Source organism: Candidatus Limnocylindrales bacterium, assembly GCA_035571835.1.
Classification (GTDB): Bacteria; Desulfobacterota; Binatia; order UBA1149; family CAITLU01; genus DATNBU01.
Genome location: DATNBU010000045.1, coordinates 85,902 through 112,297, shown reverse-complemented (window position 1 = coordinate 112,297; position 26,396 = coordinate 85,902). Strand labels below are relative to the sequence as shown.

18 protein-coding genes are annotated in these 26,396 nt (G+C 65.8%); 11 read left to right on the top strand and 7 right to left on the bottom strand.

Annotation, left to right across the window (positions count from 1 at the left end; translation table 11 throughout):
* Positions 1–9: 9 nt before the first annotated feature.
* The 3 genes from VN634_21705 to VN634_21695 are packed head-to-tail and all read right to left on the bottom strand — an operon-like array spanning position 10 to position 6,119.
* A complete protein-coding gene (locus VN634_21705) occupies positions 10–2,052 on the bottom strand; it encodes a DUF3999 family protein (protein ID HXC53518.1) in 2,043 nt (680 codons plus the stop codon).
* Entirely contained in the window at positions 2,052–5,855 is a 3,804-nt protein-coding gene (locus VN634_21700) for a DUF2339 domain-containing protein (GenBank protein HXC53517.1), read from the bottom strand. Before VN634_21700 ends, VN634_21705 begins: the two co-directional genes overlap by 1 nt.
* 54 nt (positions 5,856–5,909) lie before the next feature.
* The gene (locus VN634_21695) at positions 5,910–6,119 is read right to left on the bottom strand and encodes a hypothetical protein (GenBank protein HXC53516.1); all 210 of its coding nucleotides are present in this window, start codon (positions 6,117–6,119) and stop codon (positions 5,910–5,912) included.
* 231 nt (positions 6,120–6,350) lie between these two features.
* On the opposite strand from VN634_21695, the gene VN634_21690 reads away from it, so the two are divergent.
* Together VN634_21690 and VN634_21685 are read left to right on the top strand one after the other, a co-directional pair.
* The gene (locus VN634_21690; GenBank protein ID HXC53515.1) at positions 6,351–8,084 is read left to right on the top strand and encodes a D-aminoacylase; all 1,734 of its coding nucleotides are present in this window, start codon (positions 6,351–6,353) and stop codon (positions 8,082–8,084) included.
* 49 nt (positions 8,085–8,133) lie between these two features.
* A complete protein-coding gene (locus VN634_21685; GenBank protein HXC53514.1) occupies positions 8,134–8,799 on the top strand; it encodes a dihydrofolate reductase family protein in 666 nt (221 codons plus the stop codon).
* 5 nt (positions 8,800–8,804) lie between these two features.
* Here VN634_21685 and VN634_21680 read toward each other — a convergent pair whose 3' ends face one another.
* From VN634_21680 to VN634_21670, 3 genes are all read right to left on the bottom strand, one after another.
* The gene (locus VN634_21680; protein HXC53513.1) at positions 8,805–9,065 is read right to left on the bottom strand and encodes a hypothetical protein; all 261 of its coding nucleotides are present in this window, start codon (positions 9,063–9,065) and stop codon (positions 8,805–8,807) included.
* A 143-nt stretch (positions 9,066–9,208) separates the two neighbouring features.
* Positions 9,209–9,598 carry a hypothetical protein gene (locus tag VN634_21675; protein ID HXC53512.1) on the bottom strand — a complete coding sequence of 130 codons (390 nt, stop codon included), beginning with the start codon at positions 9,596–9,598 and terminating at the stop codon, positions 9,209–9,211.
* 189 nt (positions 9,599–9,787) lie between these two features.
* The gene (locus VN634_21670; GenBank protein HXC53511.1) at positions 9,788–11,845 is read right to left on the bottom strand and encodes a UvrD-helicase domain-containing protein; all 2,058 of its coding nucleotides are present in this window, start codon (positions 11,843–11,845) and stop codon (positions 9,788–9,790) included.
* Positions 11,846–12,174: 329 nt separating this feature from the next.
* On the opposite strand from VN634_21670, the gene VN634_21665 reads away from it, so the two are divergent.
* A complete protein-coding gene (locus VN634_21665) occupies positions 12,175–13,695 on the top strand; it encodes a hypothetical protein (GenBank protein HXC53510.1) in 1,521 nt (506 codons plus the stop codon).
* 9 nt (positions 13,696–13,704) lie between these two features.
* On the opposite strand, the gene VN634_21660 is transcribed toward VN634_21665, so the two are convergent.
* On the bottom strand, positions 13,705–14,163 hold the full coding sequence (locus VN634_21660; protein ID HXC53509.1) for a hypothetical protein: 459 nt from the start codon (positions 14,161–14,163) through the stop codon (positions 13,705–13,707).
* A gap of 391 nt (positions 14,164–14,554) precedes the next feature.
* Here VN634_21660 and VN634_21655 point away from each other — a divergent pair, with 391 nt between their 5' ends.
* The 8 genes from VN634_21655 to VN634_21620 all read left to right on the top strand — a co-directional run bounded on the left by VN634_21655 (position 14,555) and on the right by VN634_21620 (position 26,394).
* Positions 14,555–16,870, top strand: a complete 2,316-nt coding sequence (locus VN634_21655) for an NF038122 family metalloprotease (protein ID HXC53508.1) — start codon at positions 14,555–14,557, stop codon at positions 16,868–16,870.
* Between the two features lie 311 nt (positions 16,871–17,181).
* The gene (locus VN634_21650; protein HXC53507.1) at positions 17,182–18,318 is read left to right on the top strand and encodes a hypothetical protein; all 1,137 of its coding nucleotides are present in this window, start codon (positions 17,182–17,184) and stop codon (positions 18,316–18,318) included.
* A 322-nt stretch (positions 18,319–18,640) separates the two neighbouring features.
* On the top strand, positions 18,641–20,158 hold the full coding sequence (locus VN634_21645) for a wax ester/triacylglycerol synthase family O-acyltransferase (protein HXC53506.1): 1,518 nt from the start codon (positions 18,641–18,643) through the stop codon (positions 20,156–20,158).
* 22 nt (positions 20,159–20,180) lie between these two features.
* The gene (locus VN634_21640) at positions 20,181–20,762 is read left to right on the top strand and encodes a 2-oxoacid:acceptor oxidoreductase family protein (protein HXC53505.1); all 582 of its coding nucleotides are present in this window, start codon (positions 20,181–20,183) and stop codon (positions 20,760–20,762) included.
* Positions 20,746–21,999, top strand: a complete 1,254-nt coding sequence (locus VN634_21635) for a transketolase C-terminal domain-containing protein (protein HXC53504.1) — start codon at positions 20,746–20,748, stop codon at positions 21,997–21,999. Before VN634_21640 ends, VN634_21635 begins: the two co-directional genes overlap by 17 nt.
* 20 nt (positions 22,000–22,019) lie before the next feature.
* Positions 22,020–23,048: a thiamine pyrophosphate-dependent enzyme gene (locus VN634_21630; GenBank protein HXC53503.1), complete on the top strand. Its 1,029-nt coding sequence runs from the start codon at positions 22,020–22,022 to the stop codon at positions 23,046–23,048.
* A complete protein-coding gene (locus tag VN634_21625) occupies positions 23,048–24,673 on the top strand; it encodes an NAD(P)-binding protein (GenBank protein HXC53502.1) in 1,626 nt (541 codons plus the stop codon). Before VN634_21630 ends, VN634_21625 begins: the two co-directional genes overlap by 1 nt.
* Before the next feature lie 80 nt (positions 24,674–24,753).
* Positions 24,754–26,394 carry a hypothetical protein gene (locus VN634_21620; GenBank protein HXC53501.1) on the top strand — a complete coding sequence of 547 codons (1,641 nt, stop codon included), beginning with the start codon at positions 24,754–24,756 and terminating at the stop codon, positions 26,392–26,394.
* Positions 26,395–26,396: the final 2 nt, after the last annotated feature.

Below are 26,396 nucleotides of genomic sequence, written 5' to 3'. Positions count from 1 at the left end.
CGAAAGTATTCATTCCGCCTTCCGCACCAGCCGCGCGACGAGCCCGAGCAGCACGACGATGGCTGCAAGCAGCGCTCCCCAGAACAGCATCGGCTGGGTCGCGCCGGCATTCTGCGGCTGCTTCGCACTGCCTGTCTCGGCTCCGAGCATCGTTTCGGCCGCCCGCGCACCGACGAGTCGCGGCGCGAGCAGCGCGAGGTCGTAGCGGGGTGCGCCCAATTGGCGCTCTCCGTAGACGAGTCGCAACGCGTCGTCGCCGCTGCGGAAGAAACGCAGCCGATACAACGGCAGCAGCAGCCTTGGCGGCGCCAGCGCAAGCGGACTGTTGTCGCCCTCGTCGACCACGATCTGCGCGCTGGTCACTTCGACGGGCGGCAGCCCGAGCACCAGCGCAGGCGCCGGTGAATCGGGGTCGGCATGCTGCCACGGCGAAGAAGCCACGACGGTCTTCTGCAGCTTCGCGCGCGGATCCCTGGGCGGACGCTCGATCTCGACCGAGACGCGTCGCTCGAAGACTCTCTCGCCGGTCGTGATCACCAGCCGCACCGGCGGCATGTTTTCGTAAGGCAGCGTCAGCTCATATCGCGACTGGCCGGCGCGAGGCTTGCCGGCAGCCGCAATCGCCGGAGCGAACGGCGCAAGCGTCAGCGAAAGCGGTTCGTCGAGCTTCTCGACCAGATAGGGCACTTGCCGGCTTTCGCCATCGACGATGCGAACGTCGGCAAGGTTGCGGCTGTGGGCCAGCACCGCAGCATCCAGCGCGAGCGCGGTCAGACCCGGCGGACCGTCGGGAATCGGCCGCGAATAGCGGAAGCCGCTGGTGTCGATCGTTGCTCCCACGGCCGGCAGTGAGCTCTCGATCGGTGCTGTTTCGTCGCCTGTCGTCGCGACATCGTGCGGCGCGCCCCATCGCGCCTCGACAGGCGCGGCGCTGCCCACGGCCGCGCGCATCGCCTCCAGATCGTATCGAGGTGCGGACAGCTTCGGATCGCCGTAGCGGGCTGTAAGCGGTTCGCCGGCGGCGCTCTCGAAGTAGATCCACGGCAGCGGCGCGAGCTCGACGGAGACGCCGGTAAGGTCGAGCGCAGGATTGTCGCCGTCGTCGACGACCACGTCGAGATCCGGCTCTTCGGGCGCCGCGACGGCGATGCGAAGATCTGCTGCGACGAGATCGCCGCGAACCGCGCGCCGCAGCGTACCCTCGCCCAACGTCACCGGCACGACTTCGCTGCCGGACAGTCGCCCTTCGCTCACGCGCACGTCTCGCAGCAGATGACTGCCGCCGCAGTGGAAGACGAGTGCCGTGACCGGCAGATGCGCGCCGGGAAGATGCAGGCGGAAGCGGCTCTTTCGCGGCTCGCTCGCGCGGCGCTCGAACTCGATCGGAACTTCCGCAGGCGTCGCCGGCGCAGATCCGGTCCGTGCAATGCGGGCGGATACACTTTGCGGCAGCGGCACGACGGCGCTGCTGCGGTCGTCCCACGTGACGCGAAAGTACTGGAACTCACCGGCGGGAAACGCGAGCTCGGTGTGCCGCAGACCTTCGTCGGGAAGGTCGAAGACGGTGCCGTCCTCGACGACGAGTGTCCAGCGGCTGCGGTCGCCGCTCGCTTCGACGCGCAGCCGTTTGAGAAACGGCGCGGGCATGCCGGCCAGCCGCACGCGATCCACGCGCAGCGGCTGGCCGAGATCCAGCTCGAATCCGCTCGTCTCTTTGGTTGCGACGACCGGGAGTACGCGTCCCGGCTCCCAGCGATCGTCCGGCACGGCCGGCGGAATCATCAGCCACGGCACCTCGCGACCGGCGCCATCGTAGAGTCGAAGATCATCGAGTCCACCGGCCGCTGCCGGTCGCGCGTCGAGCCGAAGTGGTCGCGCTCCGGCGAGCAGCGGGACATCGACAGGGAGGCGATTCGGGCCGGCGGCGCCCGGCATGACCGACCGCTCGCGACGAGGCCTCGCGTCGTTCATGTCGGCGTTTGTCGTCCTCGCCGTCGCCACCTGGAACAACCCAGTCGCAATTACGGCCGCGACCAGCACTCGCCGCGACATCACGCGGACTCCTCCTGGCCGCCGAACACGAACTTCTGCAGCAGCACCGCGACAAGCGCGAGGCAGACCGCGAGCCCGACGAACGATCCCACTCGATACAAACCACCCAGGCGCCACAGATCGTGCAGGAAACATTTCGTGATCGTGATGACCAGCAGGCCGAGCGCGGAGATGCGCACGATGGACCGTCGTCGCGCGATACCGGCGGTCAGCAGCGCAATCGCGAATACCGCCCAGCCGATCGTGTAGGTCAGGTCCTGGGCGATGTCGCCGGAGAAATTGAATGTCAGCGCGGAGCCGGTCGAATAGAAGTCGGCGATTTCGATGTTGAGGATGAGAAACAACAGCACGGTCGCCGCCGCCGACAGCGCGTCGCTCACGCGCGGCATGCCGTCGAAAAACGAATCGTCCACGTCGCGCAGCCACCACGCGGCTGCGAACAGCGCCGCCGCCGAGACCAGATACGTGTACAGGTACCAGTTCCAGATCGGGACCGACGCGCGCGCATGGTACTCGAAAATCCACGGGTTCAGCGCGAGGCGCACGAAGACCGCAACGCACAGGCCTGCGGACCACACGATCAGCTGTTTGAACGGGATCCGGCGGTAAAGCCACGCCAGCGAAGCGCCTTCGAGTGCCCACGCGACGGTGATCCACTGGCGGCTTAGCTGAAGCGGAATCGCCACCGTCACGAAGGCGAGCGCGGCGCCGGCAACGATGGCGAGCCTTCCGATCTCGCGCTCGCCGGCAGGCTCGATCGCGAGCACACGCTGAAGCAGCGCAAGCATGCACGCGGCCTGGGCCACAGGAAGCAGGCCGATCACGCTCTCCCAGCCCCCGGCAAGAATGCATCGCCGGGCGAGCAGCAGGAACGCAAGGCCGGCCGCCACTGCGGCAACGTAAGGCGCACGCGACCGGCCGGCGCGAGCGCCGAGTGCCATCGGATACGCGAGAAACACCACGTAGATCGACGTAACGAAGACAAGCCCGGCCTGCCATGCGTCGGCGTGCTGGAAGATCCACAGTCCGCTGCCGATCGCCGTGGGAACGACGGCCAGCACGGCGAGCGCGTGCCGGCCTGTCCGCCATGTCACCGCGAGCAGTGCGACGAGCAGCGCAACGTGATTGACGACGAGCGACGCCAGCTCCGGCGGGCTGTCCATCTGCGCGCTGATGATCGTCACGGCCTGCGCAAGGAAGACGCCGACGACCGCGGCTGCCGGGAACAGCTCGCTCGCGTCCGGGCGGCGCTGCACGAGCACGAACCAGCCGAACGCAAAGGCGGCCACCGCGTCCGCGGCAAGCATTCCGACTGTCGGCCACGGTGCAACCGTCGCGACCAGCATCCAGACCAGCACGATCAGCTGCGACGCGATGATCGCGGCGACATGCAGCACGGCCCGGCGCGTGTAGAGCGCCGCAGCGCCGATCGCGAGGTCGAGCAGCGCAAGGATTCCGAACACAGGCCACGGCGGAACGGCGAGATCGGCCTGGGCTGCAACGAACAGCAGGAACGCATGTCCGACGAGTGCCAGCGAAAGGCTTCGGTCGTGCGCCGCCGAACCTTCGCCGCTCGTCGTCAGCGTGAGAACGCCGCCGCCGAGAATCAGCGCAGTGAAGCCCGCGACGACGAGCAGCGCCGGAAACAGCAGTGCCGGCGTCATCGCCGCCGACCACCAGACAGCGATCACGACCCACGAAAGCCCGATGCCGGCGATCGTCAGCAGTCGCGGTCCCCCGGCAGACGCCTGCGCGAACAGGCCCGCGTTCAAAATGGCGAGCAGGACTGCGATGCCCCAGAGCGCCGAGTGCGCTACCGGACCGAGCGCGAGGAAAAACAGCAGTGCGATGCCGAGCAGCAGCACGAGACTTCCGCCGCCCTCGGGCTGCAGGCGTTTGCCGGCGCGCTCGGCTGCGATCGGCACGCCGAGATAGAACAGTGCGAAGGCAGCATAGATCGCAAGCGCCTCCAGCAGACGCTCCGGGTCGAGGAATTTGCCGGACCACACCGCCTCGGCGGCGAGCGCGAAGAACGCTCCGGTAAAGTAGAGAACGCCATCCTCGCGCGCGATGGCCGCGGCGGAGATTACCGACAGGAAAACAAACAGCACGCCGAACAGAAGCCCTGGCTCCGCTGTCGCCGGCTCGAGGAACGCGAGCATCGGGAATGCGAAAAGAAGCGCCGGCGCTGCGAGCATCGCCTGCTCCCCGTGGAGACTGAACGGCCGGCCGAGCCGTTGTGCGACCTTCGGCGCGCCGAGGTACCAGGCGATGAAGCACGCGAGAAAGCCGAGCACGCCCGGCCAGGCCTCGCTGGTGTACGAAGCGCCGAACCAGACCGAGAACGCGACCACGGCTGCGAACGCACCGCCGACGTGAAGGATCTCAGGACCGAGCATCGCTGCGATCACGCCGAGCCCGACGCTGACCACCAGCAGCAACCCGAACAGAAGCGCGTAGTGCTCGCCGTACGCTGGTACGGCCGCGAGATAGAGCGCGAAAAGCACCGGCACGATCGACGCGAACGACATCGCCTGCCCGAAGCGCGGATCCTCGCCTTCGCGCCGGGTCCTGCCGACCGCGAACGCGAGCACGTGCAGGATCGGGAATACGAGAAAGATCGCCGCCGCGAGCGGCAGTCGCGCGGCATCGAGGAACTTGATGACCCATCCCCACTGATACAGCGTCGTGAACGCGACGCTGAGCGAGGTCAGCACCGGCCAGCTCTTGCGATAGGCAACCCATGCCAGCCCGACATTGAGCAGCATCAGGTAGCTGAACAGCGCGACCGGACGATCTTCGCCAGTGGACAACAGCGCAGGAGTCGCGAAACCACCGACGAGCCCGAGCAGCGCAATGAAGACGGAGTCGCGCCGGATCGACAGCAGCACCGCGACCGCCGCGACGAGCGCCATCAGCGCGAAGACGGTAAGCTGCGGCAACAGGTTCCACAGTGCATGCGAAGCGAACAGCGTCGAGAACAGGATCGCGATGCCGGCTGCGTCGAGCGCATTGGCCGTCACCGGATAGCGGCGCGCCGCACGCAGCTCGCAGCCGACGAGCAGGCCTGCGCCCGTCAGCAGGCCGATCGCCATGCGGACGGACGGACTCAGCCATCCGTGCTCGATGGAGTAGCGAAGGAAGAAGACTGCGGCGAAGACCAGCGCGACGCCGGCGATCCAGGAGAATAGCTTGACGCCGACCAGTCCTTCCCAGTCGACCGTGCGCCGCGGGGCCGGCGGCAGTGGCGGCGGCGGCGGCGGCGAAACCGGCGGCGGTTCGTGCGATGCGAAGGACGGTTCCAGCTCGAGCGATTCCGCCGGAGGCGTCGCTTCTTCTGCAGACGACGATGCGAGAACAGGCGCCGGGTACGGAGCGTCGGATGGCGCCGCCGGACTCCAGATCGTTGCGGGAAGCTCGGGCGGCAAAGCCGGCAGCTCGGTTTGCGGAATCATCGACTCCGGCTCCGCGATCTCCGGCTCTGCTGTCATCGACTCCGGCTCTGCCGTCGTATCCGGCTTCGCCATCGCGGGCGCCTGTTCGGGCAGCGGCTCGATGGGCGGCACCCACGGCGCCTGCGGTGCCGACGACGGGTAGCGCACCGGAAGCGGCCGCGTTGCCGCGGGCTCCTCGCTGGCAAGCCCCGCCGCCTCTTCGAGTCGGGCAATGCGGCGCGCGAGGAGCGACATCCCGTCCGCGAGCCGCCGATCGAGCGCGCCGATCCGCGCGCGGTTTCCCATGCCGATGAGAAATCCCGCGACGCCGGCGAGCGGCACGAGCAGAAGGATTGTCCACAGCAACATGCAAATGCTCTCCTCCCTCAGCTCAATACCACAAGCCAGCCGCGTCCGGCGCGCTCATCGCGCCGGATCCTCGAGCCTGTACGTCGCGACATCCGCCGCGTAGCCATCGGCCACGACCGTACCGACGGCGGTGCATGCGTAACCCCAGTCCCGGATCACCTGTTCGAAATGCGCGTCCATCCACCGGCAGTGCGGGAGAGAGATGATCACGTACGACGCGACCGGGATTGCGGCCAGGAGTCGCTCGGCTGTGTTCCGCTTCATGGAGAGGATGTGCGTTGCAGAAAGTCAGCCACTATCCGGAGCGCAGGCAGGATGAGAACAAGACGCAGCGATACGCCAGAGGTTCGGTCCGATTCCTTCGTCTCCTTTGGAGGCCGGTAGGCGTTGAGTCAAGCATCCGAACGCCAGGCTCTGACCAGCGACCAGTGGGGTTTCTTTCTGCAATTTCCTCATCGGCTCGATGTGCTAGCGTCGCTCGCGAGGAGAATTCCCATGCACGATCTCGTCATACGAGGTGGAACCGTCGTTGATGGAACCGGTCAGCGTCCGGCGCGAGCGGACGTCGCGATCGACGGAGATCGCATCACTGCGATCGGCGACGTGAACGAGCCGGGCCGCGTCGAGATCGACGCGACCGGCAAAGTCGTCGCGCCGGGCTTCGTCGACATTCATACGCACTACGACGGCCAGGCCACGTGGGATCCGGAAATGGCACCGTCGAGCTGGCACGGCGTGACGACGGTCGTCATGGGCAACTGCGGCGTAGGCTTCGCCCCGGCGAGGCCCGACCGGCACGAATGGCTGATCCGTCTCATGGAAGGTGTCGAGGACATTCCCGGCACCGCGCTCGCCGAAGGCATGACGTGGGATTGGGAAAGCTTTCCGGAATATCTCGACGCGCTCGAAAAACTTCCGCGCACCGTTGACGTGGGCACGCACGTTCCGCACGGCGCGGTGCGCGCCTATGTGATGGGCGAGCGCGGTGCTCGCAACGAAGAGCCGACCGAAGCCGACATTGCGGCGATGTCGGGGATCGTCGAGGACGGCCTGCGCGCCGGCGCGCTCGGCTTCTCGACGTCGCGCACCGTCCTGCACAAATCGATCGACGGCGAGCTGGTTCCCGGCACGACTGCGACCAGAGAAGAGCTGATCGGCATCGGTCGCGCGATGGGACGGATCGGCCACGGCGTCTTCGAGATGGCGTCCGATCTTCGCAGGGAATGGAACGAGTTCGAGTGGATGGGCGAGCTCAGCCGCGAAACCGGACTGCCGGTAACGTTCGCAGCGCTGCAGTCCGTTTCCAAGGAGCTGAGCCTCGATGAGCAGATCGCCGAGATGACGGCCGAGAATGCCAAAGGAGCGCGCATCGTTGCGCAGATCGCGCTGCGCGGGAACGGCATCATCATGGGATGGCGCGGCACGGTTCATCCGTTCGTGTTCCGTCCGGCGTGGTGGGAAATCATGTTCGAGCCGTGGGACGTGCAGCTCGCGACGCTCAAGGATCCGGCCTTTCGCGCGCGCATCCTTGCCGAAGAGCCGATGTTTCCGCCCACCGACGTCGTCGCGCTCCTCAAGGTCGTCGCCGGCGGCTGGTCGTCGCAGTACGAGATGGGCCCGGACTTCGACTACGAACCGACGGCCGACCGGTCGATCGCGGCGCGGGCCGAAGCCAGGGGCGTGAGCGGCGCCGAATACGCGTACGACCTGATGATGGAGGAGGAAGGGCGCGGCTTCATTTATTTCCCGGTGCTGAACTATGCCGACGGCAATCTGGATTTCGTCGAAGCCCTGCTCGAGCGCGACGACTGCGTGAACTCGCTGTCCGACGGCGGCGCGCACTGCGGGACGATCTGCGACGCCGCATCGCCGACCTTCATGCTGCAGTACTGGGTGCGCGATCGCCGGCGGAAAACCATTCCGCTCGAGCTGGCCATCAAGCGCCAGTGTCGCGACACGGCGCTGCTCTACGGCCTCGGCGACCGCGGCGTGCTCGCGCCCGGCTATCTCGCCGACGTCAACGTCATCGACATGGAGCGGCTGCGACTCGGAGCACCTTGGCTCGCATTCGACCTTCCGGCAGGAGGCAAGCGGCTGCTGCAGAAGGCCGAAGGCTACGACGTGACGATCAAGTCCGGGCAGGTCACGTTCCGCGGCGGCGTCATGCAGGGACCAACGCCCGGAAAAGTGATTCGCGGGCCGCAGAAACTCGACGCGAAGGCCGCTTGAAGGCACGGCGTGCACGCTCTGCGTGCATCGACGAACAGGAGCCACGTGCATGACGAGACTTCGCGTCAACGCATTCAGCATCTCCGTGGACGGATTCGGCGCGGGCCGCGATCAGAGCCTCGACAACCCGCTGGGCGTCGGAGGCATGGCGCTGCACGACTGGGTCCTTGGCACGAAGACGTTCCGGCAGATGGTCGGCGACGTCGAAGGGTCATTGCCCGGCGGCGAGGTCGCACGCGAAGGCATCGATGACGATTTCGCTGCGCGCGGATTCGAGAACCTCGGCGCGTGGATCCTGGGCCGCAACATGTTCGGGCCGGTGCGCGGTCCGTGGCCGGACGACAGCTGGAAAGGATGGTGGGGCGAGAATCCGCCGTACCACGTTCCGGTGTTCGTGCTGACGCATCATGCGCGTGAGCCCATCACGATGGAGGGCGGTACGACGTTTCATTTCGTGACCGACGGAATCCATTCCGCACTGAAGCGCGCGAAGGAAGCAGCGGCGGGAAAGGACGTCCGGGTCGGCGGCGGCGTCGCCACGATTCGCCAGTACCTCACCGCCGGGTTGATCGACGAGATTCACCTCGTGATTTCCCCGGTGCTTCTGGGGAGCGGCGAGCAGCTCTTTGCCGGTATCGATATGGTAAGCCTCGGTTACAAGTGTTCCGAGCACGCCACCACGGACCGCGTCGTGCATGTCGTCCTGACGAAGTAGCGCCGTTACATTCCGCCGGTAACAGTCGAGGTCGTCACCGCCGCGTCCGCGGCCTTCTCGTCGCGACAGACGCCCGCGTCGTCGCATTCGCTATCGTCGCAATCGGTGTCGCCGTCGAGGTCGTCGTCGCGCCCGTTGCTGCAGATCTCGCAGTCCGGTGGATTCGAGTTGAGATCGGTGCAGACGGAACCGTCGCCGCCGCACCTCGGCAATGCGAAAAGCAGCGCCGCGAGAGCTGCAGCGCGAACCAGGACGGCGACGATCATCGGCCACGCGCCGCGTCGGATCGGATTCGGGGCGGGGGAGCTGCAAGGCTCGCCGGTCATGGGCTGGAGTCTAGCGCGGAACCGGGCCGGCGTGTCATCCGCATCGCAGGTGCGGGTCGCGCGTGTACGATGTCTTCCGATTCTCAGATGCGGGGGCTTCCGCGATCAGAGCGCGCGGCCCGCTCGAACACGGTGCGGCGCAGCACGCCGAAATCCTGCAGATGGAACTCCGCAGTGATCCGGCGCAACCCCGTGACATCGCAGACCACGAGTCGCTGCATGACGTTCTCCGCGTGGACGTCGCCGATTTCATCCCATCGGATCGATACCGGCGGACGAACCGGTGAGTCGCAGCGGATCCCGTCATCGTCGACGACGATGACGTCGCCGCTGCGGCGCACGGCCGAGACGCTCACGAAGAGAAAAACGGCGAAAAACAGAAAAGAAAACATCGCCACCGGCCAGTTGACCGCGTAGGGCGTGTACCACGGAAGCACGAGCATCAGCGGACAACCCACACCGCAAAGAGCCACGCCCAGCAGCGCAAACCTGTAGACAATCGGAGGTTGCGCAAAACTCTTCGAAACCCCTCGAGGGACGATTCCGGGCTCCGCCGCGCTTGGCATGCTGCGGGCACTCGCACGGATCACCCGTGCAGTCCAAGTCCGCCCTGACCTTTCGATCGACGTCTTTCGCGGGCGACTCGCGGCGGAGCGCTGCGCTCAGCGCGCGGCGCGGCGACGCGTCACGGTCTTCGCCCGCGCAGTTTTCCTGCTCTTCGTCTTCGCCGATTTCGCAGCCGGCTTTCCGCTCGCGGGCCGATCCTCGCCGGCTGCGACCCAATCGTCGGGCGGCTTGGCCCCGCTGAATTCATACAGGAACCGCGACGCCATCGACGGCTTGCGGTGTCCGTAGTGCGCACGCGTCTCGGTGCGAGTGAACGTCAGCTCGTGGCGGGCGCGCGTGATTCCCACGTACGCAAGCCGCCGCTCTTCCTCGATCGTATCTTCGGCGACGGCGCGCAGGTGCGGAAGGAGTCCCTCCTCGCAGCCGACGAGAAATACGCGCGGATACTCGAGCCCCTTGGCAGCGTGGAGCGTCATCAGCGTGACGCTGTTGCGGCTTTTGGAATCCTCGCTGGTCGGATCGTCGTTGGCTTCGAGCACGAGCTCGTGGAGGAACGTCGCAATGCTCGCGTCCTTCGCCTTCCGGCGCTGGTGGTTTTCGGCAAAGTTGACGATCTCTTCGACCGCGCTCCACCTTTGCGCCTGCAGCTCGGCGGTCGGATAGCTGCGCTCGACTTCGCCCCGATACGCCACGGTTTCGATGAGGTCGGTGACCAGCGTCTGAAGCGCAGCCTTGCGGCCGCGCTGCCTGTCGAGCAGGTGCAGGAAATCCGCGCAGGCATCGGCGGTCGCCTGCGGAATACCTTTAACGGTCGAGGCGCGCGCGAACGCCGCCGACACAGAAATTCCCTGATCGGAAGAGAACTGCAGAATGCGATCGATCGAAGCCTTTCCGATTCCGCGCGGCGGGCAGTTGATGACTCGCAGCAGCGCGATCTCGTCGTCGGGATTCACCAGTAGCTTGAGATACGCGACGATGTCGCGGATCTCCTTGCGGTCGAAGAACGACATTCCGCCGACCAGCGTGTAGGGAACCCTCGACGCGCGCAGCTCGGCCTCGAAGACGCGCGCCTGCGGGCCGGTGCGGAACAGAATCGCGAAGTCGCCCCACGCAGCCTCGTTGCTGTCGACGTGACGGCGGATCTCGCCCACCACCGTGCCGGCCTCGTCCATCTCGTCGACCGCAAGATAGCGGCGCACCGGGTTTCCTTTCCCGAGGTGCGAGCGCAGCGTCTTGTCGTGACGGTTCGGGTTGTTGCGGATGACCTTGTTGGCCGCGTCGAGAATTTCTTCGGTCGAGCGGTAGTTGGTCTCGAGCTTGATGACGGCCGCATTTTTGTAGTCGCGCTCGAAGCTGAGAATCTTGCGGATGTCGGCGCCGCGCCACCCGTAGATCGACTGGTCGTCGTCGCCGACCACGCAAAGGTTGCGATGACGGCCGGCAACCGCATTCACGATCTCGTACTGCGGGCCGTTGGTGTCCTGGTACTCGTCGACCATGACGTAGCGGTAGCGCTCGCGCAGCACATCGCCGGGGCCGCCTTTCTTCTTCAGCAGGACCAGCGCCTGCAGCAGGATGTCGTCGAAATCCAGCGAGCGGGAACGGCGGAGCTGCTCGTCGTAGCGTTTCCAGACATGCGCGACGAGCTCGTCCTTGTCATCGGCGGCTTCGGCGAGCGCGGATTCCGGCGAGGACAGGCGGCCCTTCATGAGCGAGATGCGCGACAGCATCTGCATCGGCTGCATCGCCTGGCCGGCCACGTTCACCTCGCGCATGGCCGAGCGCAGGATCGAGATCTGGTCGGAGCCGTCGCTGATCGTGAAGCGGCCGAGACCGATCATGTCTCCGTACTGGCGCAGCAGGTCGATGCAGAACGCGTGAAACGTGCCGACGAACAGCAGCTTGGCCTTCTTCGGCCCGACGAGCTCGCTGACGCGCTCGCGCATCTCGCGCGCGGCCTTGTTCGTAAACGTCATCGCCAGGATCGACTCGGGTGCGACCCCGCGCGCGAGCAGGTACGCGATGCGAACCGTGATGACGCGGGTCTTGCCGGTACCGGCACCGGCGAGCACGAGCACCGGACCTTCCGTAGTCGTCACGGCGCGGCGCTGCTCCGGATTGAGAGCCGCGAGGACCTGCTGCAGGTTTTTCAAGGCGGCGGAGGCTACGCGAGCGCGGCGGCGCTGCAAGGAAGGACTGTGTAGCGAATGGTTCACCCCAGATCCGGGGAGGCGCAACGCGTCGCCGCACTGCGCCGGTGGTCTTCGCTTCGATCCGTCTTTGATCTGATCATCGCCGGAGTTTCACCGTTCTGCGGGATGCCGTCGGTGAGCGCGGGGCGATCCGGAAGCGCATTGCCACGCACGTGCTCACGCAGCGGCGTTTCACGCTGCGACGCGGCGAAGCACGACCGACAGCAAGCGACGAGCCGTCTTGACGAGCGCGAGGCGCGGGTCCACGCGTGGATGCAAGGGAGAAGGTCATGACCGCATTGTCGCTTGCCCGCGCACTCTTCGTTGCTTCCGCCATCGTGTCCGCCGGCATCCACCCGGCCAATGCCGCGTCGTGCGGCGACGGAAACATCAACACCAGCGAAAAGTGCGACGACGGCAACCACGTCTCCGGCGACGGCTGCAATACCAACTGCGTCGTCGAGGAAGGCTACGCGTGCACCGGCAATCCTTCGGTGTGCGTCCGGGTCGCGGAAGAATGCGGCAACAACGTCATTCAGGACGGAGAAGAGTGCGATGGCGGCCCGTGCTGCCGCAGCGACTGTACCCTCGCCGACAAAGGCACGCTCTGCCGCGCAAAGGCGGGGCCATGCGACGTAGCCGAGACCTGCACCGGCAAAAGCGGATTCTGCCCGGTCGATCGCCATTCGCGGGCGCTCTGCCGCATATCGCAGGGCATCTGCGATCCGGCGGAATTCTGCGGCCCGCAATCGACCGAATGTCCGGCCGACCGCAAAAGCACCAGGGTATGCCGCGAACCCGGCGCGCCGTGCGATGCAGCCGAACGCTGCGACGGCGAGTCGAACACGTGCCCCGAAGACAGGATCGCAACCACCGACAAGATCTGCCGGCCGGCCGCGGGCAGCTGCGACATCGCCGAACGATGCGACGGCGAAACGACGTCGTGTCCCGACGATGCCGTGCGACAGAATGGATTCGTCTGCCGGCCGGCGGTCTCTCCATCGTGCGACGCAGCGGAAGTCTGCAGCGGCTCGTCGAAATCGTGCCCGACCGATGCGCTGATCGGATGCCCCGACAACGACGGCATCGACTGCGTGCATCCGGCCTGCGACGCGTCCGGAGGATGCACGACGACGGACGACTGCGTGGAGATCTGCCGCCAGCCGCCGTTCTGGGGCGGCCACAGCGGCAACGAACGCGATCGACTCAACGTGACGCAGACGATTCTCGATCAGGTCGGCCCACTCGACATCTGCGGTCAGCGGATCGATTCGACCGATCTCGGCAACCTGGACTCTGCAGTCGAAGCGCTCTGCGTGAAGGCCAGAGGCGTCGAGGAACGCTCGCTGTTCCGCGCTCTGGTCACGACGGCGCTCAATTGCGCGATCAGCGAAGGCGGAACCTGCGACCAGATCGTGTCGCGTTTCGTCGACGTGTCGTTCGACGACTGCAACAGGCTGTGCGCGGGAACGGCAGTTCCCGGCGGACCGGGCATCGACGAGTGCATCGACCAGCTTTTCTGTTTCAATCGCGGCGGCACGACCTTCGCCGGCCAATGCGCGCTCGGCACATGCCAGGAAGATCCTGAGCTGCTGTGCGGCGACGACTTCAATGCGTGCCCGGACTTCGATGGCGATGGCGATCCGGACCGGTGCGAGCCATTCGAAGGCAACTGCTCGGATGCGCGGCTCTGCACGACCAATCTCGATACGGACGCCAAGATATGCGTGCAGGGCCGCGCGCTGCCGTCGAGCGTAAAGCTCTGCCGACGCGCGCGCAGGAACAACTGCACGATCGACTTCTGCCGATAGCGCGCGGAGCTAGGGGTTGGTCCTGGCCCCTCTCGTGACGGTGAGGGTCGCCGGCGAAATCGATCGAACGTCGGGTCGGCCCGCCAGTGCTTCCAGCTGCGATAACGGAAACATCGCGCGAACGGAGTCGCCGGCTTCCGCCGTGCTGACGACGGTCCCTCCGAGCGCTTTCACCTGATCCAGCAGATCGTCGGAGACCGTGCCTTCGATTTCCACAAGCGCGCGGTCGCCATCCTGAATCGGAATGTCGGGATTGAGCTTCGGAGGCGCACCAGGCTCGGCCGCTTCCTTCGGCATTTTCGCGGCCGCCGCGAGGCGTGCGTCGAGTTTTTGCGCAGCAGCGAGGGACGGCGCGGCCGGCCGCGAAGGCTCGGCTTTCACGATCCTGGCAGCGTCAGGGGCTGGTGCGGCCGCTTTCGGCTGTTCGGAAGGCGCAGTCGCGGCACGCTCGGCGGGCGGCGGGGCCATTGCCGGATGCTCGGAGGGCACGTTGGCCGGTTTCACAGCGACGGGTTTGTCTTCGGAATGGCATCCGACGGCCAGGCTGGCCGCAAAGACCGCGTGCAGGACAACCGGGAATCGGCGGGGGGAACCCGTAAGTCGGCGAGCACGTTCGAGATGCATGCGAGGTTTCATCCGCACTGCCGACCGTAGCTCAGTCCGATGAAACTACAATTGCTGGCGACACGCGGCAGCCCGGAGGTGAAATTCGCCACTGGTCATTCGGCCAACGCACCTCCTAAAATGCGCGAACCCTTGCCTGTGCGACGCCAGAGGCATACGAAACCTGCGTCCGGGGGGACTTCCCATACACGCGCATCAATCAATCCCTGCGGAAATTCCGTGGGGTATGGAAGCCATGAAAAAAATCATCTGTCATCTCGCCTCCGTCGGCCTCGTGTTGCTTGGTGCGCAGTCCGCCTTGGCGCTCACGATCGTGAGGACCAACGACGCTTCGGTCGCCGCCAACCTGTCGCCGGCCGATGTGACTTCCGCCAACGCCGCGTTCGACTATGCAGCGGCGCAGATCTCGGCGGCCTTCAGCGATCCGATCCAGATCAACATCACAATGGCGGCCGTTCCCGGCACGGGCACGCTCGGGCAGAGCAGCACCAGCCTTCTCGGAGTACTGACCTACGCTTCGATGCGAACGACGATGATCAGCGATGCGACTCCGGGCGACGCCGACGATGCGGCCGCAATCGCAAGCCTCGGAGTCTCGGACCCGACGAGTGGCGGACATTTCTTTGTCAGCCGAGCCCAGGCAAAGGCTCTCAGCCTGATTGCGAGTGACGCGACCAACGACGGCACTTTCACGTTCGGCGCCGGCTTCACCTACACGTACGATCCTCTCAACCGCGCCGTGCCCGGCAAAATCGATTTCATCGGCGTCGCGTTTCACGAAATCACCGAAATCATGGGACGCATCGCAATCTCCGGCCAAGCCCTGGACGGTTCCCCGGACTACGACCCTGCGGACCTCTTTCGCTACAAGGCCGCCGCGACACGAAGCATGAACTTCGTCGATCTGAACGTGTATTTCTCGATCAACGGCGGCACGACGAACCTGAAGACCTACAACAACCCCGGAAACGGTGGCGACATCCTCGACTGGGCCGGCGGCACCAACGACGCGTTCAACGCGTTCAGCAGCAGCGGCGTGCTGAACGCATTGTCGGCGGTCGATATCCGTCAGGTGGACGTGATCGGCTACAACCTGACTTCCTGCGGCGACAGCGTGGTGCAGGCCGGCGAGTCGTGCGACCTCGGCGCCGGCAACGGGCCCGCGCCGTCGTGCTGCACTTCTTCCTGCACGTTCGCGGCCAGCACCACCACGTGCCGCAGCTCAACGGCCATCTGCGACGCCGCGGAAAAATGCACGGGCGCCAGCTCGTCGTGTCCGGCCAACGGCTTCAGCGCATCGAGCGTGCTCTGCCGCAACTCGAGCGGCGTCTGCGATCCTTCTGAAAACTGCACCGGCGCAAGCGCGACATGTCCGGGCAACACGTTCCTGACGGCGGCCTCGATCTGCCGCCCGTCCGCCGGCCTCTGCGACGCCTCCGAGAGCTGCTCGGGTACCAGCGGGGCCTGCCCGGCCGACAGCCCCGCGGCGTCGACGATTACCTGTCGCACGTCGACAGGCATCTGCGATGCCGCCGAGAAATGCACCGGCGCGAGCTTTGCCTGTCCGGCCGACAGCGCCGCGTCGTCGGCCACCACCTGTCGCGCGTCGGCAGGCATCTGCGACGTCGCTGAGAACTGCACGGGCGCCAGCACGACGTGTCCTGCCGATACGTTCGATTCCTCGACGATCTGTCGCGGTCAGGCAGACATCTGCGATGCCGCCGAAACCTGCTCCGGCGCGTCTGCGAACTGTCCGGCGGACAACGCAGCAACCGTGGGCACTCCGTGTCGTCCCGCGGTCGGAGCCTGCGATATCGCGGAGACGTGCACCGGCCTTTCCACGAATTGCCCGGTCGACGTCACTCAGCCCGACGGCGGCCCGTGCGCGAGCGACGGCAACGCCTGCACCGACGATGTCTGCCAGGGCGGCGTCTGCGGTGTCGACATTTCCGACGCCTGCGCCGACACCGACCTGTGCACGAAGGATTCGTGCGACCCGGACGCAGGCTGCGTGAACGAAGTTGCCCCGTCCGATCCCTTCGACTGCCTGCTGGCTCCGAAGGTCAAGATCTCAATCACGGACTCTGCCGATCCCGCAAAGGACAAGCTCTCGTGGCAATGGGGCAAGGGCGTATTCTTCAGCCAGACTACGCTGGACGATCCGCGCGACGCGACAACATATGCGCTCTGCGTGTACGACATGGCGAGCTCGGTGCCGTCGCTTGCCGTATCGGTCGTCGTCGATCCGTCCGCTTCGCTGTGGACCAGCAAGGATCCGAAGGGGTTCTCGTACAAGGACCCGGCGGGCAGTTCGGACGGCGCCACCAAGATATCGCTGAAGACGGGAGATGGCGGCAAGACCAAGGTCAAGTTCTCGGCCGCGGGCGTGAACCTGACTCTGCCCGGTCCGGTCGATCCGATCTATTTCAACCAGAACCCGAGCGTCGTCGTACAGCTTCACAACAGTGCCGGTACCTGCTGGAGCAGCGAGTTCGTGCCGGGCACCGAAACGTCCAACGGATTGACGTCGTTCAAGGCGGCGGTCAAGTAGCTCGAAAATACGGGGAGGAAGCAGTGCTTCCTCCCCGCATCTACCTCTGCCGGCGAGCCGGCAGGAACGAGTGCACGATCGACCGTTGCGGATAGGCGGCGATCGACTAGGCCGCGATCCACGGCCAGGCTGAACTCTTCACGATTTCCGGCGCAGAATTTCCAAAACGCCCCCATCCGGTTCGAAACCTCCGACGCACTCCTTGACCCGTTTCAAGCCGAGGCCCTACCGTCGAGTTGGCGCAGGAAACCGGGAAGCGCGCCGGCCGTTCTTTACCGGCCAGCCGTTCTTTCCCGGAAGGAGGAGCTCTCATGTCCGTATCGAAATATATTCTCTCAACCGCGATTGCCGTCTCTCTGATGGTTTCACCGCTGGCAGCATCCGCACAGGTCACAGATCCGTGCCAGATCGCCATCGTCAAAGCACTGGCGAAGTACAAGAAAACCTACCTCAAGGCGCATTCGAAATGCCTCAACAACGAGAACAAGCTTTCGCTCGCGGGCAATGCATGTCCCGATGCCGTCACCAATGCGGCGATCGTCAAAGCCAATGGCATTGCGAAGGCGAAGATCGCTGCGGCATGCACGTCCGTCGCGCAGATCACCGGTCTCGGTTACCGGTCGGACTGTGCGTATGAAGCGGCAACGCAAGGACGCGAGGGCGAGTGCGCGGCGCTGCCCGTGACCACCGTCGACCAGTTCACCGAATGCATGAAGTGCTGGAAAGGCGCCGAGCTCTCGGAGTTCCTCGCGATTGTCTATGCGTCGCATGCCAGCGAAGTCTGCGGCGGCGATCTCGGCGAGACGTCTCCCGTGTGTTCGGATCTCGACTGCACCACCCCGCTGCCCGATCAGCATGATCTCGGCGACACCGGCGAGAACGACTGCCAGAAGGGGCTCGGCAAAGCCGCCACCAAATATCTTCTGAAGCGCGAGAAGGTCGTCGAGTCGTGCCTCATCAAAGGCTGCACGAAAACAACCTGCCTGGCGGGCACGTGCACGCAGTATCCGACGTCGGCGATTCTCCTCGATAAAATCGAAGCCTCGAAAGTCGCGATGATCAACAAGAAGTGCGGCGGCAACCGCACTCCGCAGCCGGGCCCGGCGGGCTTCTGCTGCCGCTGCGGCACGGGTAACTCGTGCATGGTCGCTGCCGACCAGGCAACGTGCGAAGCGACCGTCGGGTGCACGGTTCAGCTCGGCAAGACCTGCGACGTCGACCTGACGTGTACTCCCGGACCCAAGACACTGACGTGGTGGGACAACTGTCCCGAAAGCGATACGTGCCCGGGCGCTGCCGTCACGACGATGGATCAGCTGACGGCGTGCGTGGATACCACCGCCGATGCGATCGTGGACGAGCTGATGTGCTTCCAGTTCCCCGGCTATCCGTGTCCGCCGGCCGACATCGACGTGACCACCACGACTACGACCACAACCGTGCCGTAGCTGACGCGGCGAGCCGGCCTGCGCGTGCAGGCCGGCTCGCGCCCGGTACTCCCGGCCGCCGGTGCCGGCGTCATAAGGGCGGGCACGCCTCGGCGCTCCGCGTCCCGTATTTCTCCATTCTGAAGATGTCCCGAGGCGGCTTTGCGGATCTGGGAATTTCCAGGCGGTCGCGCCGGCGAATTCCGATGTCCTGACGCCATCCGCCGCGTGGCATGTTTACTGCTCTTTCCACCACCGACCAGGCTTGCACTGACCAGTTCTGCCGGGCCTCCGGTCACCCAGCGGCCGGCAGAGCGCTGAATCAGAAGGTGGAGGAAAACCCATGGCCAGCTATTCGCGCCTGTCCGCGCTCGATCGATCGTTCCTGGACATCGAGGATCGCAACACCCACATGCACGTCGGAGCGACGTGCGTCTTCGACGTCGGGCCGCTGCGGGCGGCCGACGGCGGAATCGACATCGAGCGCGTGCGCGCTTACGTCGAATCGCGCCTTCACCTGATCCCGCGATACCGGCAGCACATCGCCCACATCCCGATCGAAGGCCATCCGGTCTGGGTCGACGACGCGCAGTTCGACATCCGCTATCACGTTCGCCACCTCAGCATCCCGCGCCCGGGCTGTGATCGTGAGCTCAAGCGCCTGGCGGGATGGATCAACTCGCAGCAGCTCGACCGCGGCAAGCCGCTCTGGGAAATGTGGGTCATCGAGGGACTCGAGAACGACCGCTTCGCGCTGATCGCCAAGACCCATCACTGCATGATCGACGGACTCGCCGGCGCCGACCTGATGGCCGTGCTGCTCGAGCCCGGTCCCGACACGCCTTTCGGCGAGCCGCACCGCTGGCGGCCGCGCCCGACTCCGTCGCGCTCACGCCTGATGCGCGACGCTGCGATCCGGCGGATGATGCTGCCGTTGCGCATCGCACGATCGCTGGTCACCGATCCTGCCGGCGCATGGAGCAACGTGAGCGACCTCGCTTCGGCGCTCATCGAGACGACGACGGCAGCGCTGCAGCCGGGCTCGGAGACGCGGCTCAATCGTGCGATCGGAAGTCATCGTCGCTTCGACTGGCTGACGTTCGACCTCGACACCGTCAAAGCCGTCAAGAATCGTCTCGGGGGGACGGTCAACGACGTGGTTCTTGCCGTCGTCAGCGGCGGTCTGCGCAACTATCTCACGAATCGCGATGTCAGCATCGATCTGGATCCCGGCTTCGTGTTCCGCGCGTTCTGCCCCGTCGGCCTGCAACGTTCGCAGCGCGGCGCGGCCGGAGGAAACTTCGTATCGGCGATGGTGACCGACCTGCCGGTCGGCGAGCCCGACAGGCGCAAGCGCCTGCAACGCATTCGCGACTTCACGCGCAGCCACAAGGACGGCGCACCGGTGCGTGGCACCGAAGTGCTCGAAACCATCGCCGACGAAGTGTACCCGCCGATGCTCGCGACGTTCGCGTCGATGATCGAGAGCTCGCGCGCGTACAACATCGTCGTCACCAACGTCCCCGGTCCGCAGCTGCCGCTCTACCTGCTCGGTTCGCAGATGGTCCAGAGCTATCCGCTGGTGCCGCTGTTCGGTCATCAGGGAGTCGGGATCGCGCTGCTCAGCTACGACGGCAAGCTGTGCTGGGGCTTCAGTGCGGATCGCGACGTCGTCCCGGACCTGCACGATCTGGTCGAGTGCCTGCAGCGCGAGTTCGATCAGCTCTGCACGCTGGCGGGTTTGCCGGTGGCGCGAAGCGCGCGCCTGCGTTCGGTTTCATCCGACGAAGCGGTGGAAACCGCGTGGCCTGCGACGGCCGGGGAATTCGCCGGTGAGCAAGCCGCGGCCGTCGGGAGCTGACGCGCCGTAGCGCAGACCGCAGATGTACCAGGTACGTTTTCACGGCAGAGGAGGCCAGGGCGTCGTAACCGCGGCCGAGCTGCTGTCGGTCGCCGCTTTTCGCGAGGGACGGCACTCGCAGGCGTTTCCGAGCTTCGGTTCGGAGCGCACCGGCGCGCCCGTCGTCGCGTTTTGCCGGCTCGACGACAAACCCATTCGCCTGCGCGAGCCCATCCTCTCGCCGGACGCGGTCGTCATCCAGGATCCGACCTTGCTGCACCAGGTGGATGTCTTTGGCGGCCTCGCGCCGCACGGTTTCGTGCTGATCAATACTTCCCGCGCGGTCGCCGAGCTCGGACTCGAGGATTTCGCGGCAAGCCGAACAGTGGCCACGGTGCCGGCGACCGAGCTTGCGCTCACGTATGTCGGCAAGCCGCTGCCGAACGCCGCGCTGCTCGGTGCGCTGGCGGCGGCGACCAGACGGATTGCGCTCGACTCGGTCTGCTCGGCAATCCGGGAACGTTTCGGCACGCGCATCGCCGACGCGAATGTCGCCGCCGCCACCGCCGCTTACGATTTCGTCGAAGCACGGCATCGGGAGAACGAGCATGCTCAAGCAGGTTGAAGGCTCGGCTGCCGTTGCCGAGGCTGTCGCTCTTTGCCGGCCGGAGGTGATCTGCGCGTATCCGATCTCTCCGCAGACCCACATCGTAGAGGGGCTCGGCCGAATGGTCGACAGCGGCACGCTCGCGCCGTGCGAGTTCATCAACGTCGAATCCGAATTCGCAGCGATGTCGGTCGCAATCGGCGCGTCGGCCGGCGGCGCGCGGGCCTACACGGCGACTGCCAGCCAGGGCCTGCTGTTCATGGCCGAAGCCGTATACAACGCAGCCGGCCTCGGTCTGCCGATCGTCATGACGGTCGCCAATCGTGCGATCGGAGCACCGATCAACATCTGGAACGATCACAGCGACGCGCTGAGCCAGCGCGACTGCGGCTGGATCCAGCTGTTCGCCGAAGACAACCAGGAAGCGCTCGATCTTCACATCCAGGCTTTCCGCCTCGCCGAGGAGCTGTCGCTGCCGGTCATGGTGTGCATGGACGGATTCATCCTCACGCACGCGGTCGAGCGCATCGACATGCCGGCGCAGGAGCAGGTCGATGCGTGGCTGCCGCCGTACCAGCCGCGGCAGGTGCTCGATCCCGCCGAGCCGGTTTCGATCGGAGCAATGGTCGGACCGGAAGCATTCATGGAGGTGCGCTACCTCGCGCACGTCAAACAGAAGCAGGCGCTCGAATTGATCCCGCAGTGGGCGAGTGAGTTCCAGAGCGTCTTCGGCCGCACGAGCGGCGGGCTCGTGCGTTCCTATCGCACCGAAGACGCGGAGCTCGTGGTCGTCGCGATGGGCTCGGTGCTCGGAACGATCAAGGACACCATCGACGAAATGCGCGACGCAGGGGTTTCGATCGGCGTGGTCGGCATCTCGTGTTTCCGGCCATGGCCGGCTGCTGCGATGCGCGCCGCACTGTCGCATGCGAAGCGCGTCGTCGTGCTCGAGAAAAGCCTTGCGGTCGGCATGGGTGGCATCGTTTCGAACAACGTCGCTGCATCCTGGACGGGCGCGAGCGACGACCTGCGGACCGTCATCGCGGGACTCGGTGGCCGCGCGATCACGCGCGAATCGCTTCGCCGGGTCTTTACCGAAGCCGCGAGCGGCCGCCTCGATTCGACGACCTTTCTTGATCTCGACGAGGATTCCGTCGGACAAGTGCTTGCTTTGGAGCGCGGGCAGCGACGCTCCGGCCCGATTCCCGAGAACGTGCTTCGAAGCCGCGGCCTCGCCGCCACGAAGGTCGTCTGAGCCATGCGTGGAGAACGGAAATGAGCGACCAGCCCGTACGCTTCTACCAGACCGGAACGTTCACGGTCGGCAATCGCCTGCTTCCGGAGGACCAGCGCAGCGTGCAGGCGAACATGCGACGCACCAACTCGCTGAATTCGGGGCACCGCGCATGCCAGGGATGCGGCGAGGCGCTCGGCGCGCGCTACGCAATCGATGCCGCGATGGAAGCGACGCGGCGACAGATGATCGCGGTCAACGCGACCGGATGCCTCGAAGTCTTCTCGACGCCGTATCCGGAAACATCGTGGCAGATTCCGTGGATCCATTCGCTGTTCGGCAATGCGGCCGCGGTCGCGACCGGCGTCGCTGCTGCCATGCGCGTCAAGGGTCGCGAGGACGTGCGCGTCGTCGCGCAAGGCGGCGACGGCGGCACCACCGATATCGGCTTCGGCTGCCTTTCGGGAATGTTCGAACGCAACGACGACGTTCTCTACATCTGCTACGACAACGAAGCGTACATGAACACCGGCGTGCAGCGCTCGTCGGCGACGCCGCCGGCGGCGCGCACCGCCACGACGATGCCGATCGGTGACCGCGCGGGGAATCGCTTCGGACAAGGCAAGAACCTGCCGCGCCTCGCGATGGCGCACGACATCCCGTACGTCGCGACGGCCACCGTGGCCGACCTTCACGACCTCGAAGCCAAGGTGCGGCGCGCAATGGAATTCCGCGGCGCCCGCTACCTCCACATTCTCGTGCCGTGTCCGCTTGGATGGGGCCATGGCTCGGAAGCCACCGTGCGGATGGCCCGGCTTGCGAAGGAAACCGGGCTGTTTCCGGTCTTCGAAGCCGAACACGGCGAAGTCACGGCAGTCTCGAAGATCCGCCGCAAGCTTCCCGTCGACGACTACCTGCGGCCGCAGCACCGGTTCGCGCATCTGTTCGGCGACCACCCGCGCCGCGACATCCTCGACCTGATCCAGCAGCAGGCCGATCGCAACATCGAACGCTACGGGTTGCTATCCGATGAACCGCGCGAGCAAGGCCGGCGAAGGGAGGACGCGTGATGCGCAAGCCTTTCGCGATCACGCTGGATCCCGGGTCGAGCCTTGCGAACCACACCGGCACGTGGCGAACGGTGCGGCCCGAGTACATTGACCGTCTCCCGCCGTGCAATCACGCATGCCCCGCCGGCGAGAACGTGCAGCTCTGGCTGTTTCACGCCGAAGCCGGCGATTACCACAGCGCATGGAAGCAGCTTACCGTCGACAATCCCATGCCCGCTGTGATGGGCCGCGTCTGCTACCACCCGTGCGAAACCGCGTGCAATCGCGGACAGCTCGACGAGGCGATCGGCATCAACGCGACCGAGCGTTTCCTCGGCGACGAAGCGCTGCGCCGCGGCTGGCGATTCGAACAGCCGGCGACGTTCAGCGGCAAACGCGTGCTGGTTGTCGGCGCGGGTCCTTCCGGGCTGTCGGCCGCGTACCAGCTGGCCCGAGCCGGCCATTCGGTCACGATCCGCGACGCCGGACCGTTTGCCGGCGGCATGATGCGCTTCGGAATTCCGAAGTATCGCCTGCCGCGCGACGTCCTCGACGCGGAGATCGACCGCATTGCCGATCTCGGCGTCACGCTCGAGCTGAACTCGAAGGTGACGAACGTGCTCGAGGCCAAAGAGCGCGGCGCGTTCGATGCGGTGTTTCTTGCGGTCGGTGCGCATATCGCAAAACGGGCCTACATTCCGGCCGGCAGCGCGGCACGAATGCTCGACGCAGTGGCGGTGCTTCGAAGCATGGAGACCGGGGACCAGCCGCTGCTCGGAAGGCGCGTCGTGGTTTACGGCGGCGGCAATACCGCGCTCGACGTCGCACGCACCGCGCGCAGGCTCGGGGCCGAAGAGTCCGTCATCGTCTACCGCCGCACGCGCGAGGTCATGCCCGCGCACGATTTCGAGCTCGAGGAAGCGCTGGCCGAAGGCGTCCTCGTCAAATGGCTGTCGACGATCACGCAGGCGAACGACGCGTCGATCACGATCGAAAAGATGCGCCTCGACGAAAACGGCAAGGCGGTCGGAACCGGTGAGCTCGAAACGCTCGGCACCGATTCGGTCGTGCTCGCGCTCGGCCAGGACGTGGACTTGTCCCTTCTCGACGGCGTCCCCGGTCTCCAGATCGAAGACGGCGTCGTCAAGGTGAGCGACCGGATGATGACGGGACACGACGGCATCTTCGCCGGCGGCGACATGGTTCCCGGCGAGCGCACGGTCACCGTCGCGATCGGTCACGGCAAGCTTGCGGCCAGGCACATCGACGCGTGGCTGCGCGGCGCGACGTGGATCCATCCCGCGACCCCCGAGCTCGCGGGCTACGACAAGCTCAACACGTGGTACTACTCCGACGCCCCGCGCTCGAAGTCACCGCTGCTCGACAGCGTTCGCCGCCAGTCGACGTTCGACGAAGTCGTCGGCGGTCTCGACGAAGAGACCGCGCAGTTCGAAGCGCGCCGCTGCCTTTCGTGCGGCAACTGCTTCGAATGCGACAACTGCTACGGCGTCTGCCCGGACAACGCGGTCGTGAAACTCGGGCCAGGGCTGCGCTATCAGTTCAACTACGATTTCTGCAAAGGCTGCGGGCTATGCGTGGAGGAATGTCCGTGCGGCGCTATCCGCAGCGTGCCGGAACAGATCTGAGGTGGCCGGGGGCCCGGGCGGAGCCCGCCAGACGGAGACTTTGCCTTGACGGGGCCCGCGCCAGCCCATATCGCTGTGTCATGGCCGGACGACCCCAGCTTCGCGGCCTGATCGTAGTTCTTGCCCTCGCTACTGCCGTTCCCGCGGCGGCAGCCGACCTTACGGGACGCTGGCGGATCGAGCCTTCTTATTGGGGTCCTTTCGCGGAGATTCAACAGGACGGCAATTCGGTCGAAATCGTCCTCGACCCCTACCCGACCTATCCCTTCGACGGCACCTTCTCCGGCTCCCAGGTGAACGCCTTCACCAACGGTGCCCCTTGCATCGCGGAGCTGACGTTCCGGCTCCTGCCCGACGGGCGATCACTCGACGGCAGTATCGAGTTCTACGGAGGCGACTGCACCGGTACGTATCAGAACTACCACCTGCTGCTCACGCGCTGCGACTGCGACGACGGCAATAGCAGTGATGGCGACGGTTGCGACGCGTCCTGCCAGGTCGAGCCCTGCTACAGCTGCAGTGGAGAACCATTGGTCTGCTCGCCTTCGGTCGATGGTTCTGCTTGCGACGATGGCGACACATGCACGAGCGGTGAGACCTGCAGCGGCGGCGTCTGCGGCAATGGGTCACCGATCGGTTCCTGCATCGATCTGAGCGGGCGCTGGCTGCGTTACCTCGACACGGATCTCGGTCCCTTCCTGGAGGAAGCCGACATCGAACAGCACAACGGCACGATCACATTCAAGCACCACAGCGACGGCAGCGTCGGTTACGTCGGAACCATCGACAGCCTGAGCGGCGTCTTCGATGTATCGACGCCGAACGCCGGGGGCGTCTGCCACGCCGACGACTTTCATGGACAGGCGGCCGCGTCCGGCCTGAGGTACAGCGGCAGTGGCACGGGCTACGGGTGGGGCGGCATGGTCTGCGCCGATTTCGACTATGAAGAGTTCGGTTACCGCTGCGCCGTGCTGGACAACGGCAACTGTGTCGTCGACTCGTGCACTCACTGCACGGGCGACGACTGCGCGCCTTACCCCGACGGGACCCTTTGCGACGACGGCGATCCCTGTACGGTCATTTCCGTCTGCAGTGCGGGAAGCTGCGTCGTCGAGCAGGAGCTCGACTGCCCGGTTTGCTCGATCTGCGACGGAGCCGGCGGCTGTGTGGCCGCTCCGCGCAACGACTGCCGCGGCGAGATCGAGCAATCGTCGACGAAGCTGCAGCTCGACAAGCGTGACAGCAGCTCCGGGGACAAGCTTCGGTGGCAGTACAAGAGGGGAGCGGAGACTCTCGACCTGGACCTCGGCCGTCCGGATGTGGACGATGACGTCGGGTTCTGCCTTTTCGACGAATCGGGTCCGGCACCGGTCCTGATTTTCCAGTCGATCATCCCGGGTGGGTTTTACTGCCAAAATTTCGGCTTCCCGTGCTGGCACCGTCTCGACGACGGCAGCTTCGAATACAAGGACGAGTATGGCTTCGCCGGCGGTATCACCTCGATGACGCTGCAGGCGGGCGGCAATGGTAAGGCCAGTGTTGCAATGAAGGCTGCGGGACTGGGTCTCACGAGCGGCCAGCTCCTGCTGCCGACGCCGCAGCTCAACCTGCCGCTTCGCGCGCAGGTGCAGGTGCGACACGCCGCCTGTTTCGACGGCAGCTACGACGAGCAGAGCATTTCGAGGAACTCCGACGGCAAGCTGCGCGCGCGCAAACGCTGACG

Coding starts and splice junctions, on each gene's coding strand:
- VN634_21620 (HXC53501.1), top strand. CDS start 24,754: ATGGCCGGACGACCCCAGCTTCGCGGCCTGATCGTAGTTCTTGCCCTC.
- VN634_21685 (HXC53514.1), top strand. CDS start 8,134: ATGACGAGACTTCGCGTCAACGCATTCAGCATCTCCGTGGACGGATTC.
- VN634_21705 (HXC53518.1), bottom strand. CDS start 2,052: ATGTCGCGGCGAGTGCTGGTCGCGGCCGTAATTGCGACTGGGTTGTTC.
- VN634_21630 (HXC53503.1), top strand. CDS start 22,020: ATGAGCGACCAGCCCGTACGCTTCTACCAGACCGGAACGTTCACGGTC.
- VN634_21660 (HXC53509.1), bottom strand. CDS start 14,163: ATGGCCCCGCCGCCCGCCGAGCGTGCCGCGACTGCGCCTTCCGAACAG.
- VN634_21700 (HXC53517.1), bottom strand. CDS start 5,855: ATGTTGCTGTGGACAATCCTTCTGCTCGTGCCGCTCGCCGGCGTCGCG.
- VN634_21680 (HXC53513.1), bottom strand. CDS start 9,065: ATGATCGTCGCCGTCCTGGTTCGCGCTGCAGCTCTCGCGGCGCTGCTT.
- VN634_21640 (HXC53505.1), top strand. CDS start 20,181: ATGTACCAGGTACGTTTTCACGGCAGAGGAGGCCAGGGCGTCGTAACC.
- VN634_21625 (HXC53502.1), top strand. CDS start 23,048: ATGCGCAAGCCTTTCGCGATCACGCTGGATCCCGGGTCGAGCCTTGCG.
- VN634_21635 (HXC53504.1), top strand. CDS start 20,746: ATGCTCAAGCAGGTTGAAGGCTCGGCTGCCGTTGCCGAGGCTGTCGCT.
- VN634_21655 (HXC53508.1), top strand. CDS start 14,555: ATGAAAAAAATCATCTGTCATCTCGCCTCCGTCGGCCTCGTGTTGCTT.
- VN634_21690 (HXC53515.1), top strand. CDS start 6,351: ATGCACGATCTCGTCATACGAGGTGGAACCGTCGTTGATGGAACCGGT.
- VN634_21665 (HXC53510.1), top strand. CDS start 12,175: ATGACCGCATTGTCGCTTGCCCGCGCACTCTTCGTTGCTTCCGCCATC.
- VN634_21695 (HXC53516.1), bottom strand. CDS start 6,119: ATGAAGCGGAACACAGCCGAGCGACTCCTGGCCGCAATCCCGGTCGCG.
- VN634_21645 (HXC53506.1), top strand. CDS start 18,641: ATGGCCAGCTATTCGCGCCTGTCCGCGCTCGATCGATCGTTCCTGGAC.
- VN634_21650 (HXC53507.1), top strand. CDS start 17,182: ATGTCCGTATCGAAATATATTCTCTCAACCGCGATTGCCGTCTCTCTG.